The sequence below is a fragment of the Plantactinospora sp. DSM 117369 genome, from assembly GCF_053764795.1.
In genome coordinates this window covers 3,517,818-3,533,999 of sequence record NZ_CM132446.1, presented here as the reverse complement: position 1 = coordinate 3,533,999, position 16,182 = coordinate 3,517,818, and the positions used below count along the sequence as shown (strand labels likewise).

The window sequence follows — 16,182 nt, the reverse complement described above, 5'->3', positions numbered from 1 at the left end:
GCTCACCACTCCACGGCCGTGTCGTTCCAGTCGGTCAACACCGTGTCCAGCTCCGTCGCCGGCACGTAGGTCGCCCGGGCGTCGCCGTCGGCACCGGCGGCCATCGACTCCAGCACCGCCCGGTACATCGCCACCACCCGCTCGGCGTTCTCCGGGGTCAGCGCGGAGCGCCGGACCCGCAGCATCAGGTGCCCGGGGCCGGTCGACACCGCGAGCGCGAACTCGTTGGCGGCGTCGCCCGCACCGGCCCGCACGTCGACGCGATCCGTGTCGACCTGGTGGAAGTCCTGATAGCTGAACATCACCTCGATGAGCTGCCGGCCGCCGACCTGGCGCTGGATCGCCGGCATCGGGTAGCGCCGGTGCGGCCAGAGTTCGACCTCGCGGTCGAAGACCTGCCGGACCAGGTCGCCCCAGGAGCCGGCCGTCCGGTCGTGTGCGAACGGCAGCGTGTTGAGGTACATCCCGTACACCTTGTCGGCGCCGTCGACCTCGGGCCGAGCGCTGCACACCAGCCCGGTGAAGAACGCCGGCTCGTCGGTGAGCTGGCTCATCACCTTCAGGTGCGCCGCGTGCAGCACCGCCTTCAACGACGTACGGGTCGCCGTCGCCAGCGCCCGCAGGCCCGGCTCCAGGTCCGGGAACCCGACCGGGATCCGGAAGCTGCCGGCGTCGTCGGCGGCGCTGCCCCAACCGGCCGGCATGGTGAACCGGGCGTGCCGGGTGACGATCCCCTGCCAGTAGTCGCGGTCCACGGCCGACCCGAGCGAGTCGAGTTCGGCGGCGATGAAGTCCGCGTACCGGACCTCGGGCGCGGTGACCGGCTCGGGGGTCTTGCCGGCGGCAAGCTGCCGGTAGAGGTCGAGCACCTCCATCAGCAGCGACTGCTGGCTCCAGCCCTCGGTGATCGCGTGGCACTGGGTGAAGCCGAGCCGCCAGGCGTCGTCGCCCTCCACGAAGCCGGCCATCCGGAGCAGCGGCGGGCTGGCCAGGTCGAACAGGCTCGCCCGCTCCCGGGCGATCAGGCCGTGCAGGGCCTGCTCCCGGCCCCGGTCGTCCAGGTGCCGAACGTCGCACACCTCGACCGGCATCTCGGCGGTGCCGTGCACGAGCTGCATCGGTACCGAGTACGTGGTCAGGTCGAACGAGGTCCGCAGCAGTTCGTGCCGCTGCACCACGATCCGGGCTGCCTCGCGCAGCGCCTCTGGCTGGAAGGGCTGCTCGTCACGGATCCGGAAGAAGCTGGTGTTGTGGTAGCGGTTGCCACCCACCCCGCCGAGCATCTCCACCACCATGCCGAGCTGCACCTGCGACAGCGGGTACGCGTCGACCACCCCGGCCGGCAGCTCGGCCCGGTCCTGCTCGGAGACCAGGGCGAACGGCGCCACCGGACCGGCCTCGGCCGGCTGGTCCTCGACCGACTGGCCGGCCAGCTTCTCGGCGAGTTCGGCGACGGTGCGGTACTGGAACACGTCCCGGACCGCCACCTCGAACCCGGCCGCCCGCAACTTCCCGACCAACGCCACCGCCCGAATCGAATGCCCACCCAGATCGAAGAAACTCTCCGTCACCCCAACCCGATCCAGGCCCAGCACCTCCCGCCACACCCCAGCAATCCGCTCCTCCACCCCGGTACGCGGCCCCACAAACACCGGACCCGCATCCACCGCAGCAGTGTCCGGGTCGGGAAGCGCCCGCCGATCCACCTTCCCGTTCGCGTTCAACGGCAGAGCATCCAGCGCAACGAACACCGCCGGCACCATGTACTCCGGCAACCGGGTCGAGACATGCGCGGTCAACGCCGCCACGTCCAACTCACCCGAAACCGGCACGCAGTACGCCACCAGCCGCCTGTCCGACGCCGCACCCACCGCGACCACCACCGCGTCGCGAACCGCCTCATGCTCCAACAACACCGACCGGATCTCACCCAACTCGATCCGATAACCATGCACCTTCACCTGGTCATCAACCCGACCGACAAACTCCACATCACCAGTCGGCAACACCCGCACCAGGTCGCCCGTACGGTAGAGCCGGGCACCCGGAACAGCACCGAACGGATCCGGCACGAACCGCTCCGCCGTCAACTCCGGCCGATTCACATAACCCCGAGCCACCCCCACACCACCGACATACAACTCACCCAACACACCCACCGGAACCGGCGACAGATCCACATCCAGCACATACATCGCCATCCCCGGCAGCGGACGGCCGATCGGCACGACCTCGGAGTCGGGCGTGTGGGTGACGGGGTAGACGCAGGTGCCGACGGAGGCTTCGGTCGGGCCGTACTCGTTGACCAGGCGGCCGTCGCCGAGGATCCGGCGCCAGTTCTCGGCGACCGGGCCGGGCAGGGCCTCGCCGGCCACCACCACGACCTCGGCCAGCGCGGCGAGCTGGGTGTCCTCGGCCTGCTGGCCGATGATCTCCAGGTGGCCGGGGGTCAACTTCAGGAAGCTGAACGGCCCGGCGGCCACCAACTCCCGACCCAGATCGGCCATGTCCAGATCCGGAGCCGCCAACCACACCCGCTGACCCGACACCAACGGCGCCCACACATTCGGCACCACCAGATCGAACGCCACCGACGAGAACAACGCCGACCCACCCGCACCACGACCAGCCAACTCCCGCGCCGCCCAGGACACATGGTTGACCAACCCACGATGCGACACCGCCACACCCTTGGGCCGACCCGTCGACCCCGACGTGAAAATCACGTACGCCAGCCGGTCGAGGTCGGCGGGTTCGGCGATCGGGGTCGCCGGACGGTTGCCGATCTCCAGGCGTTCGGTGTCGACGAGGACGCAGTCCAGTGCCGGGTCGAACCGGTCCGCGTGCCGGGACCGGGTGACCACCACCCGGGCACCGGCGTCGGCGAGCATCGTGTTCACCCGGTCGGCCGGGAACGACGGGTCCAGCGGCACGTACGCGCCACCGGTCTTCCAGACCGCCAGGAAGGTGGCGATCAGGTCCGGACCCCGGTCCAGCAGCACCCCGACGAGGGACTCCGGCCCCACGCCCCGGGACCGCAGGTGCCGGGCCAGCCGGTTCGCCCGGGCGTCCAGCTCCGCGTAGTCGAGTTCCAGCTCGCCGAGTGCCACCGCGATCCGGTCCGGGTGCGCGGCGGCCACGTCGGCGACCAGCTCCGGCACGGTACGGGTCGGCGCCGTGCTGGGGTTGACGGCGTACTCGCCGAGCAGCCGCTCCCGCTCGTCCGCCGGCAGGTGGTTGCCCCGGGCGTCGCCGTCGACACCGGTCGCCGCCATCGCCGCCAGCACCGCCCGGTACATCGCGCCCAGTCGGGTCGCGTCCGGCCGGCTCAGCATGTGGGTGTCGGCGGTCAGCACCAGGCTGCCGGTCATCGCGGCGACGGCCAGGCCGAACTCGGTGGCCCCCTCGCCGAGGCCGGACTCCACGTCGACCAGTTCGGTGTCGACCGCGTCGAAGTCCTGGTAGCTGAACCGCACGTCGAGCAGGCGCTGGCCGTCGGCCAGCTCACGCTGGATCGCCGGCATCGGGTAGCGCCGGTGCGGCCAGAGTTCGACCTCGCGGTCGAAGACCTGCCGGACCAGCTCACCCCAGGTCGCCGCTCCTCGCCGGTGAGCGAAGGGCAGCGTGTTGAGGTACATCCCGTACACCCGGTCGGCGCCGTCGACCTCGGGCCGGGCGCTGCACACCAGCCCGGTGAAGAAGACCGGCTCGTCGGTGAGCTGGCTCATCACCTTCAGGTGCGCCGCGTGCAGCACCGCCTTCAACGACGTACGGGTCGCCGTGGCCAGCGCCCGCAGCTCCGGCTCCAGGTCGCGTACCGGCACGGTGACCGAGTACGGCTCCCGGGGCGTCGCCGGGTCGGCGGCCCAGCCGGTCGGCAGCGACAGCCGGGTGTACCCGTCGACGATGCCGCGCCAGTAGTCGCGGTCCTCCGTCGAGGACAGCGAGTCGAGTTCGGCGGCGATGAAGTCCGCGTACCGGACCGCCGGGCGGGTCGCCGGCGCCGGTGTACGGCCGGCCCGGAGCTGCTGGTACAGCTCCAGCAGCTCGGTCAGCATCGCCCGGTGGCTCCACCCCTCGGTGATCGGGTGCGAGACCGTGACGGACATCCACCACGCCTCGTCGCTCTCCTCGTGCACGGCGAACCGCAACAGCGGGGCCACCCCGAGGTCGAAGAGCTCGGCCCGTTCCGCCGCGGTGAACTCCCGGATCGCCTGCTTCCGCCCGGCGGCGTCGAGCTGCCGGATGTCGCGTACCGCGATCGGGATCTCGGCGCTGCCGTGCACGAGCTGCATCGGCACCGCGTACGTGGTCAGGTCGAACGAGGTCCGCAGCAGCTCGTGCCGCTGCACCACGATCCGGGCCGCCTCGCGCAGCGCCTCCAGCCCGAACGGCTGCTCGGTGCGCAGCCGGAACGAGGTGACGTTGTGGTACGCGTGCAGGTCGCTGTCGGCCAGCATCTCGACGACCATGCCGAGCTGCACCTGCGACAGCGGGTACGCGTCGACCACCCCGGCCGGGACCTTGGCCCGGTCCTCGTCGGAGATCAGCGCGAACGGCGCCACGGTCGGCCCGTCGACGGTCGTACCGGTCGCCTCCGGCACCGGGCCGGCCAGCTTCTCGGCGAGTTCGGCGACGGTGCGGTACTGGAACACGTCCCGGACCGCCACCTCGAACCCGGCCGCCCGCAACTTCCCGACCAACGCCACCGCCCGAATCGAATGCCCACCCAGATCGAAGAAACTCTCCGTCACCCCAACCCGATCCAGGCCCAGCACCTCCCGCCACACCCCAGCAATCCGCTCCTCCACCCCGGTACGCGGCCCCACAAACACCGGACCCGCATCCACCGCAGCAGTGTCCGGGTCGGGAAGCGCCCGCCGATCCACCTTCCCGTTCGCGTTCAACGGCAGAGCATCCAGCGCAACGAACACCGCCGGCACCATGTACTCCGGCAACCGGGTCGAGACATGCGCGGTCAACGCCGCCACGTCCAACTCACCCGAAACCGGCACGCAGTACGCCACCAGCCGCCTGTCCGACGCCGCACCCACCGCGACCACCACCGCGTCGCGAACCGCCTCATGCTCCAACAACACCGACCGGATCTCACCCAACTCGATCCGATAACCATGCACCTTCACCTGGTCATCAACCCGACCGACAAACTCCACATCACCAGTCGGCAACACCCGCACCAGGTCGCCCGTACGGTAGAGCCGGGCACCCGGAACAGCACCGAACGGATCCGGCACGAACCGCTCCGCCGTCAACTCTGGCCGATTCACATAACCCCGAGCCACCCCCACACCACCGACATACAACTCACCCAACACACCCACCGGAACCGGCGACAGATCCACGTCCAGCACGTACATCGCCATTCCCGGCAGCGGACGGCCGATCGGCAGTACGTCGGCGGTCTGCCGGCCCTGCACCGGGTAGATGCAGGTGCCGACGGAGGCTTCGGTCGGCCCGTACTCGTTGACCAGTTCCGCATCGGGGGCGCACTCGCGCCAGCGCTCCAGGGTGTGCCGGCTGAACGCCTCGCCGGCCACCACCGTGATCCCGGCGAGCCCGCTGGCCTCGCCCGGGGCGAGCTGGTGCGCCAGCACCTCCAGGTGGCCCGGGGTCAGCTTCAGGAAGCTGAACGGGCCCGCCGCCAGCAGTTCGGGGCCGAGATCCGCCATGTCCAGATCCGGAGCCGCCAACCACACCCGCTGACCCGACACCAACGGCGCCCACAGGTTCGGCACCACCAGATCGAACGCCACCGACGAGAACAACGCCGACCCACCCGCACCACGACCAGCCAACTCCCGCGCCGCCCAGGACACATGGTTGACCAACCCACGATGCGACACCGCCACACCCTTGGGCCGACCCGTCGACCCCGACGTGAAAATCACGTACGCCAGCCGATCGAGATCGGTCGGGACCGTCAGCGGCGTCGCGGGCTGGTCCGCGATGGTCGGCGCGTCCCGGTCGACCAGGACCCGCACCGGGACGTCCGGGAACCGGTCGGCGTAGCCGGAGCCGGTCACCACCACCCGGGCACCGGCGTCGGCCAGCATGTCGGCGAGCCGGTCGGCCGGGTGGGCCGGGTCGAGCGGCACGTACGCGCCGCCGGCCTTCCAGACCGCCAGCATCGCCACGAGCAGCTCCGGGCCCCGGTCCAGCAGCACCCCGACGACCGACTCCGGCACCACGCCGCAGGCGCGCAGGTGCCGGGAGAGCCGGTTCGCCCGGGCGTCCAGTTCGGCGTAGCTGAGCTGCTGGCCGGCGCACTCGACCGCCACCGCGTGCGGGGTGGCCGACATCTGCGCGACGAACCGCTCCGGCACGGCCGGTCCGGCCGGCTCGGCGGTGGTGCGGTTCCACTCGACCACCAGCCGCTGCCGCTCCTCGTCGGCGAGGAAGGTGCCCCGGGCGTCGCCGTTCGGGTCCGCCGCCATCGCCTCCAGCACGGCCCGGTACATGGCGCCCATCCGGTCGCCGTTGGCCCGACTCAGCACCCGGGGGTTGACCGCCATCGTCACGTAGCCGAGCCGGACCGCCACGGCGAGCGGGAACTCGGTCGGGCTGTCGTCGATGCTGGCCATGTAGTCGACCAGATCCCGGTCGACCTGGTCGAAGTCGTGGTAGCTGAACCGGACGTCCATCAGCCGCTGGCCGTCGCCGAACTCGCGCTGGATCTCCGGCATCGGGAACCGGCGGCGCGGCCAGATCTCCATCTCCCGGGCGTACGTCCGCTGTACCAGCTCCAGCCAGGTCCGGGCTCCCCGGTCGTAGCCGAACGGCAGGCTGTTCAGGTACATCCCGTAGACCCGGTCGGCGCCGACCTCCTCGGGCCGGCCGTGCAGCACCAGGCCGGTCAGGAACGACTCCTCGGCGGTGAGCTGGCTCATCACCTTCAGGTGCGCGGCGAGCAGCACCGTCTTCAGCGACGCCTTCGCCCGGCTGGCCAACTTACGCAGGTCGGACTCCAGGTCGTGGAACGGCACCCCGAGCATCAGCGACTCGCGCGGCGCGTCCTCGTCGCCCCAGCCGGTCGGCAGGGCGAACCGGGCGTACCGGCCGACGATGTCCCGCCAGTAGTCCCGGTCGTCCGCCGAGGCCAGCGAGCGCAGTTCGGCGCCGATGAAGTCGGCGAACCGCACCGGCGGTGCCTCGACCGGGGCCGGGGTGCCGCCGTCCCGGATCTCCCGGTAGAGGTCCAGCACCTCCATCAGCAGCGAGTGGTGGCTCCAGCCCTCGATGATCGCGTGGCACTCGGTGACCGACAGCCACCAGGTCTTGTCGTCGCAGACGTGCGCGTAGAGCCGCATCAGGGTCGGCTGGGCCAGGTCGAAGACGTCGGCCCGCTCCACCGCGGTGAACTCCCGCAGCGACCGGTCCAGCTCGGCGGCGTCCAGGTGCCGCAGGTCCCGCTCCCCGACCGGCATCTCGGCGGTCGGGTACACCACCTGCATCGGCACCGAGTACGTGGTCAGGTCGATCGCGGTACGCAGCACCTCGTGCCGCTCGACCACGATCCGGGCCGCCTCGCGGAGCGCGTGCAGCGCGAACGGCCGCTCGTCGCGGATCCGGAACGAGGTGACGTTGTGGTACGCGTGCAGCTCCCCGTCGGAGAGCATCTCCACCACCATGCCGGCCTGCACCCGGGACAGCGGGTACGCATCGACCGCGCCGGCCGGCACCTTCGCCCGGTCCTCGGCGGAGAGCAGCTCGAACGGCGCCACCGGGCGCTCGGTAGCGGCCGGCGCCGACCGGCCGTCGAGGATCCCGCACAGCTCGGCGACGGTACGGTGCGCGAAGACGTCCCGGACGGAGACGTCCAGCCCGATCGCCCGCAGCTCGCCGACCAGGGCGACCGCCCGGATCGAGTGCCCGCCGAGGTCGAAGAAGCTGTCGTGCACCCCGACCCGCTCGACCCCGAGCACGTCCCGCCAGATCGCCGCGACCCGCTCCTCCACCGGGGTACGCGGGGCCACGTAGACCTGCTCCCCGGAGAGTGCGGCGCGGTCCGGTGCGGGCAGTGCGCGGCGGTCGAGCTTGCCGTTGGCGGTCAGCGGAATCCGGTCCAGCGGCACGAACGCGGCCGGCACCATGTATTCCGGCAGGCCCCGGGCGAGGAACTCGCGCAGCTCGGCCGGGCTCGGCACCTGGTCGCCCTCGGGCACCAGGTAGCCGACCAGCCGCTTGTCGCCGGGGATGTCCTCCCGGACCACCACCACCGCGTCCCGGACGCCGGGGTGCGCGGCGAGCACGGTCTCGATCTCGCCCAGCTCGACCCGGTAGCCCCGGATCTGCACCTGGTCGTCGATCCGGCCCAGGAAGTCCAGCCCACCGTCGGGCCGGCGCCTCGCCAGGTCACCGCTGCGGTACATCCTGGCCCCCGGCTCGGCCGCGAACGGGTCCGGCACGAACCGCTGCGCGGTCAGCTCCGGCCGCTTGAGGTAGCCCCGCGCCACGCCGGGACCACCGACGTGGATCTCGCCGGGCACCCCGACCGGGACCAGGTTGCCGTACTGGTCGAGGAGGTAGATCCGCAGGTCGCCGAGGGGGTACCCGACCGGGTTGCCGGGGTCGGTGATGTCCTGCGGTCGTACCTGGTGGAAGGTGGAGTGCACCGTCGTCTCGGTGATCCCGTACATGTTGAGCAGGGCCGGGCGGTCCAGGCCGAACCGGTCGGTCCAGGGCGCCAGCTCGGCCATCTCCAGCTTCTCGCCGGCGAAGACCACGGCCCGCAGCTCCAGGGCGGCGAGCCGGGGATCGTCGTCCCGGGCGAACCCGACCAGGCTGCGGAACGCCGACGGGGTCTGGTTGAGCACCGTGACCCGCTCGGCGACCAGCAGCTCCAGGAACTCGTCCGGCAGCCGGGTCACCTCGCGCGGCACCACCACCAGGCGACCGCCGTAGAGCAGCGCGCCCCAGAGTTCCCAGACGGAGACGTCGAAGGCGTACGAGTGGAACAGCGGCCAGACGTCGTCGGCGGAGAACCGGTAGTGGGTCTCGCCGACGGTCAGCAGCCGGAGCACGTTGGCGTGGGTCAGGCAGACGCCCTTGGGCCGCCCCGTCGACCCCGACGTGTAGATCACGTAGATCAGGTTCTCCGGGCCGGAGCGCGAAACCGGGTTCTCGGCCGGCAGCCCCGACAGGTCCTCCTCGTCCAGGTTGACCACGGCACCGGCGGAGAAGCCGGCGACCGTCCCGGCCAGCGACGACTGCGTCACGATCACCGACGCGCCCGCGTCACCGACCATGAAGCCGAGCCGGTCCACCGGCTGCGCCGGGTCCAGCGGCAGGTACGCCGCACCGGACTTCAGCACCCCGAGCAGGGTCGGGACCAGGTCGATGCCCCGCTCCAGGCAGACCCCGACCAGGGACTCGGGCCCGGCGCCGAGCGCGCGGAGCCGGTGCGCCAGCCGGTTCGCCCGGGCGTTCACCTCGGCGTACGTCAACGAGACACCCTCGAAGGTCACCGCCACGGCCTCCGGGGCGGCCGCCACCCGCTCCTCGAAGACCTGGTGCACGGTCCGGGTCGGCGGCACCGCGTCGATCCGGAACGGGTCGGCGACCCCGGTGACCTCGGCCCGCTCGGCGTCGTCCAGCAGGTCGACCGCGGAAAGCGCCCGACCCGGATCGGCGACGGCGGCCTGCAGCAGCCGGACCAGGTGCCCACCCATCCGCCGCATGGTGGACCCGTCGAAGAGCGCGGTCGCGTACTCCAGGTGGGCCCGCAGCCCGCCGTCGGCGCCCTCCTGGATCTGGAGCGTCACGTCGAATCGGGAGACCTGGGAGAGCGCGTCCAGCGGGGAGACCGCCAGCCCCGGCATCGCGTACCCGCCGGCGCCCGCCTCGTGCATGGTGAAGGCGACCTGGAACAGCGGGGTACGGGACATGTCCCGCTCCGGCTGGAGCTCGTCGACGAGCTGCCCGAACGGCACCTCCTGGTGGTCGAAGGCGGCCAGCACGGTCTGCCGGTTGGCGGCCAGCAGCTCGCCGAAGGTGATGTCGGAGTCCCACCGGGCCCGCATCACCAGGCTGTTGATGCCGTAGCCGATCAGCCGGGACAGCTCGGGCCGGTTGCGCCCGGACACCACCGTGCCGACCGGGATGTCGGTGCCGCCGGTGTACCGGGACAGCAGCGCCTGGTAGCCGGTGAGCAGCACCATGAACAGGGTCGCGTCGTGCCGCTGGGCGAGGTCGCGGAGCTGGCCGCCGAGCCCGGCCGGCAGCTCCACCTCGACCACCGCACCGGCCCAGTCCCGGGTCGCCGGGCGGGGCCGGTCCGCCGGCAGGTCCAGCGGCGGCACCCCGGCAAGCTGCCGCCGCCAGTAGTCCAGGTGCCGCTGGTGCTCCGCCTGCGAGCGGTTCCGCTCCCAGGCGGCGTAGTCGGCGTACTGCACCGGCAGCGGGGCGAGGGTGCTGGGGCGGCCGGCGAGTGCGGCCGCGTACAGCTCGCTGAGTTCCTCGGCGAAGACCCCGACCGACCAGGCGTCGCAGGCGATGTGGTGGAAGACCACGACCAGCAGGTGGTCGTCGTCGGCCAGCCGGACCAGCCGGGCCCGTACCGGCCACTGGGTGGCCAGGTCGAACGGGATCGACGGCTCCTCGGCGGCCCGCTCGAAGCCCCGGCGCTCCCGCTCCGCCTCGGGCAGGTCGGTCAGGTCCGACACCGCCAGCCGCACCGGACCGGCCGGGTCGATCACCTGGATCGGCTCGCCCGCGACCAGCGCGTACCGGGTACGCAGGATCTCGTGCCGGCCGACCAGCTCGGTCAGCGCCCGGCGCAGCGCGGCGGAGTCCAGCGGGCCGCGCAGCCGCAGCGCGAGCGGCACCAGGTACTCCCAGCTACCCGGGTCCAGCCGGCTCAGGAACCACATCTGCTGCTGCCCGAAGGAGAGCGGCAGCGGGCCGTTCCGGTCCACCCGGGTCAGCGCCGCGCGCCGCGCGCCGCGCAGCCGCCCGGCGAGCCGGGCCCGCAGCAGTTCCTCCCGGGCCGTCTCGACACTGCGCTCGATCGTGCCTTCGCCCGTGCTCATCCCTTTTGCTCCTTCAGCAACGCCAGGCCGGCCAGCAGGTCGGATTCGGAAAGCTCGTCGATCTCGGCGCGGATCCGCTCCTCGACCGCCTCGGCGATCCGCGCGATCGTGGGCCGCTCGAAGACGGTCCGCACCGGAAGGTCGATCTCGAACTCCTCCTGGATCCGGGAGGCCAGCCGGACCGCGAGGATCGAGTGGCCGCCGACGGTGAAGAAGTTCGTCTGGGTACCGGCGTCGACGTCGAGCAGCTCGGCCCAGATCTCGGCGATCCGCTCCTCGACCGGGCCCTGCGGCGCGACGTGGCCCGCCGCGTCCAGCTCGGCGACGGTCCGGGCCGGGGTCGGCAGCGCGCGGCGGTCGAGCTTGCCGTTGGCGGTGAGCGGAATCTTCGCCAGCGGCACGAACACGCCCGGCACCATGTAGTCGGGCAGCCGGCTGCCGCAGTGGCCGGCCAGCTCGGGGACGACCGGCGGGTTGTCGGCATCGGGTACGTAGTAGGCGACGATCCGGGGCTGGCCCGGCTCCGGCTCGTCGGTCAGCACCACCGCGTCCCGGACGCCCGGGCTCGCGGCGAGCACAGTCTTGATCTCGCCCAGCTCGACCCGGTAGCCCCGGATCTGCACCTGGTCGTCGATCCGGCCCAGGAAGTCCAGCCCACCGTCGGGCCGGCGCCTCGCCAGGTCACCGCTGCGGTACATCCTGGCCCCCGGCTCGGCCGCGAACGGGTCCGGCACGAACCGCTGCGCGGTCAGCTCCGGCCGGTTCAGGTAGCCCCGGGCCACCGATGGGCCGCCGACGTGGATCTCGCCGGGCACCCCGACCGGGACCAGGTTGCCGTAGCCGTCCAGCAGGTAGATCCGGGAGTCGCTCAGCGGATAGCCGATCGGGTTGCCGGATCCGGTGATGTCCTGCGGGCGCACCAGGTGATAGGTGGAGTGCACCGTCGTCTCGGTGATGCCGTACATGTTGACCAGCGCCGTCCGGTCACCGAACCGGGCCACCCAGGGCGCCAGCTCGGCCATCTCCAGCTTCTCGCCGGCGAAGACCACCGTGCGCAGCGACAGCCGGTCCAGCCAGGGGTTGCCGTCCCGGGCGAATCCGACCATGGCGCGGAACGCCGACGGGGTCTGGCTGAGCACCGTCACCCGCTCGGCGACCAGCAGCTCCAGGAACTCGTCCGGCAGCCGGGTCACCTCGCGCGGCACCACCACCAGCCGGCCGCCGTAGCCCAGTGCGCCCCAGAGTTCCCAGACGGAGACGTCGAAGGCGTACGAGTGGAACAGCGTCCACACGTCGTCGGCGGAGAAGCCGAACCGCGGATGGGTGGTGCTGAACAGCCGGAGCACGTTGGCGTGGGTCAGGCAGACCCCCTTCGGCCGGCCCGTCGACCCCGAGGTGTAGATCACGTAGATCAGGTCGTCGGGGCGGGAGACCGGCGCCGGGTTCTCCACCGGCTGCCCCGACAGGTCCTCCTGGTCGAGCACCAGCAGGTCGCCGTCGAAGAACCCGGAGACCGTCTCCACCAGCGACGCCTGCGTCACGACCACCGGGGCGCCCGCGTCACCGACCATGAAGCCGAGCCGGTCCACCGGCTGCGCCGGATCCAACGGCAGGTACGCCGCACCGGACTTCAGCACCCCGATCAGGGTCGGCACCAGGTCGATCCCCCGCTCCAGGCAGACCCCGACCAGCGAGCCGGACCCGATCCCGGAGGCGCGTAGCCGGTGCGCCAGCCGGTTCGCCCGGGCGTTCACCTCGGCGTACGTCAACGAGACGTCCTGGAAGGTCACCGCCACCGCGTCCGGGGCGAGCAGCACCCGCTCCTCGAAGACCTGGTGCAGGCAGCGGTCCGGGGTACCGGTACGGAACGGGTCGCTCCGGCCGGTGCCGATCAGCTCGTCGACCGGGTCGAGGAAGTCCACCGCGCCGAGCCGCAGCTCCGGATCGGCGGTGACCGCCTGGAGCAGCCGGACCAGGTGCCCGCCCATCCGGTCCACGGTGGAGCGGTCGAAGAGCGCGGTCGCGTACTCCAGGGCGCCGAGCATCGTGCCGTCCTCCTGTACCCGGACGAAGAGCGTCAGGTCGGTCTTGGCGATCTGCCACGCCTCGGTGAACGCGGCCAGGTCGTCGGCCCGCACCGCCCCGCCGGTCAGCCCCTCGTCGTGCAGGTCGAACGCGACCTGGAACAGCGGGGTACGGGACATGTCCCGGTCCGGCTGGAGGTCGTCGACGAGCTGCTCGAACGGCAGCGTCTGGTGCGCGAACGCGGCCCGGCAGACCTCCCGGGTCGCCTCCAGCGCCTCGCCGAACCGCATTCCCGCGGTCAGGTTCGGCCGCAGCACCAGCGAGTTGAGGAAGAACCCGACCATGTCCTCCAGCTCGGGCCGGTTGCGGCCGGCCACCGGGGTGCCGACGGCGACGTCCCAGCGGCCGGCGTACCGGGCGAGCAGCGTGCTGAACGCGGTCAGCATCGTCATGTACGGGGAGGCGCCGTACCGCCGGCCCAGGTCGCGGATGGCGGCGGCCAGCTCGGTCGGGATGGTGAACGGGGCGAGCGCGCCCCTGGGGTCGCGGCGGGCCGGGCGGGGCCGGTCGGTCGGCAGGTCCAGCGGCCCGAGCCCGTCGAGGGTCTTCCGCCAGTACGCCAGCTCGGCCGCCAGCACCTCCTCGGTCAGCCAGCCCTGCTGCCAGCTCGCGAAGTCCGGGTACTGGACCGGCTGCTCCGGCAGTTCCGGGGCACGTCCGGCAGCCGTCGCCGCGCAGAGTTCCCGCAGCTCCCGCTCCAGCACCACCGACGACCAGCCGTCGCAGGCGATGTGGTGCAGGGTGAGCAGCAGCACCGACTCGCCCGCCGGGGCACGGCCGGCGGTGGCCGGAATCCGCACCGAGGTCGGCGGGGTGGGCGTCGGCGTGCCCGGGAAGCGGACCAGCAGGGCCCGCCAGACCGGGCCGGTGGCCAGGTTGAAGCCGCGCTCGAACTCGCCCCGGAACACCGTCTCCAGGTCGGCGGAGTCGGCCTCGACCACCCGCAGCTCGACCGGCCCCGGTGCGTCGATCACCTGGCGCGGCTCGCCGTCGTCCTCGACGTAGCGGGTACGGAGGATCTCGTGCCGCCCGGCCAGCGCGTCCAACGCCCGCCGGACGGTGCTCTGCTCGACCTCGGGGCCGAGCCGGACGAAGAGCGGGGCGACCCACTCGGTGTTGCCCGGCTCCAGCCGGTCCAGGAACCAGAGCCGGCGCTGCCCGAAGGAGAGCGGCAGCGGCCCGGTCCGGGACACCGGGACCATCGGCGGTCCGTCGTCGGACGGCACCGCGATCAGCTTCGCCTGCTGCTCCACGGTGGGCGCGGCGAAGAGGCCGCGCAGCGCGACCTTGCTGCCGGAGGCCGCCCGGAGCTGGTTGGCGAGCCGGGTGAGCAGCAGGGACGAGCCGCCGAGCGAGAAGAAGTCGTCGTGCACGCCGACCCGGTCCACCTTGAGCAGTTCCGCCCAGGAGCGGGCGACCAGCCGCTCGGCGGCGGTACGCGGCGCCACGTACGGCGGGCGGCCGTCCTCGGCGGCGGCGTCCGGCGCCGGCAGCGCGGCCCGGTCCACCTTGCCGCTGCTGTTCAGCGGGAACTCCGGCAGGGCCACGAAGGCGGCCGGGATCATCGGGTCGGGCAGCCGGTCCCGCAGGAAGGTACGCAGCCGGTCGGCGGCCGGCACCCGCTCCCCGGTGACGTACCCGACGAGCCGCTTGCCGCCCTCGGCGGTCTCCACCGCCAGCACCACGGCGGCGCTGACGTCCGGGTGGGCGACCAGCGCCGACTCCACCTCGCCGGGCTCGATCCGGACCCCGTTCACCTTGACCTGGTGGTCGAGCCGCCCGATGTACTCCAGGGTGGCGTCGGCCCGCCACCGCACCAGGTCACCGGTGCGGTAGAGCCGGGACCCGGGCGGCCCGTACGGGTCGGGGACGAACTTGTCGGCGGTCAGGTCCGGCCGGCCGAGGTAGCCCCGGGCCACCCCGACCCCGCCGGCGTGCAGTTCACCGGCGACCCCGACCGGCACCGGGTCACCGTTCGGGTCCAGCACCAGCACCCGCAGGTTGGCCAGCGGCCGGCCGATCGGCACCGGGCCGGTCGGCAGCGCCGGGTCGTACGGGTGCGCCGTCACGTCGATGGCGCACTCCGTCGGCCCGTACGTGTTCCAGAGGGTGACCTTGAGCCCGTCGGTGAGCCGCCGGCACAGCTCGGCGTGCAGCGGCTCGCCGGCCGAGAAGAGCAGCCGCAGCGAGGTGCAGTCCCGCCAGCCCGGATCGTCGGCGACCAGCCGGAGCACCGACGGCACGCCCTGGAAGACGGTGACGCCGTACCGGCTGATCGCCCGGACCAGCGCCGCCGGGTCGCGCTCGGCGCCGACCGGGGCGAGCGCCACGGTGCCGCCGCTGACCAGCGGGGCGAAGAACTCCCAGCAGGCCGCGTCGAAGGTGAGCGCGGTCTTCTGCAACACCCGGTCGGCCGGGCCGAGGCCGTGCTGCCGCACCGCCCAGTCGACCCGGTTGGCGATCGCCGCCTGGCTGATCATCACGCCCTTGGGCCGGCCGGTGGAACCCGAGGTGTAGATCGCGTAGGCGAGGTCGTCCCCGGTCGCCGGGTTGACCGGCGCCTCGTCGGGCAGCCCGGCCAGCTCGGCCGAGATGTCGTCGAGGCGGACCACCCGGGCGCCGGTGCCGGCCACCAGCTCGGCGTGGGCCGAGCCGGTCAGCACGATCCCGGCGCCGGTGTCGGTCAGCACCCAGGTCGCCCAGTCCCGCGGGTGGTCCGGAGTCAGCGGTACGTAGCCGGCACCCGCCTTCCAGACGCCGAGCAGCGCGACGACCAGGTCCACGTCGCGGGGCAGGCAGACCCCGACCAGCGTGTCGGGCCCGGCACCGAGACCGCGCAGGTACCGGGCCAGCCGGTTGGCCCGGCGGTCCAGTTCGGCGTACGTCACCTCGACGTCGCCGGCCAGCACGGCGACCGCGTCGGGCGTGGCCGCCACCTGGCGGGCGACCAGCGCCGGCAGGATGTTGGCGGACCCGGCGACGGTCGCCGGCCCGCGGGAGTCGCCGACCAGGTCAGTCCGGCTTCGATCGGGGTTCATGGGTGGCTCTC

2 protein-coding genes are annotated in these 16,182 nt (G+C 72.5%); both read right to left on the bottom strand.

Annotated features, from left to right (window positions below; genetic code table 11):
* Positions 1 to 2: 2 nt before the first annotated feature.
* On the bottom strand, positions 3 to 11,048 hold the full coding sequence (locus ACSMXO_RS15490) for an amino acid adenylation domain-containing protein (RefSeq protein ID WP_455418273.1): 11,046 nt from the start codon (positions 11,046 to 11,048) through the stop codon (positions 3 to 5).
* Positions 11,045 to 16,171: an amino acid adenylation domain-containing protein gene (locus tag ACSMXO_RS15485; protein ID WP_455418272.1), complete on the bottom strand. Its 5,127-nt coding sequence runs from the start codon at positions 16,169 to 16,171 to the stop codon at positions 11,045 to 11,047. Before ACSMXO_RS15485 ends, ACSMXO_RS15490 begins: the two co-directional genes overlap by 4 nt.
* Positions 16,172 to 16,182 lie beyond the last annotated feature (11 nt).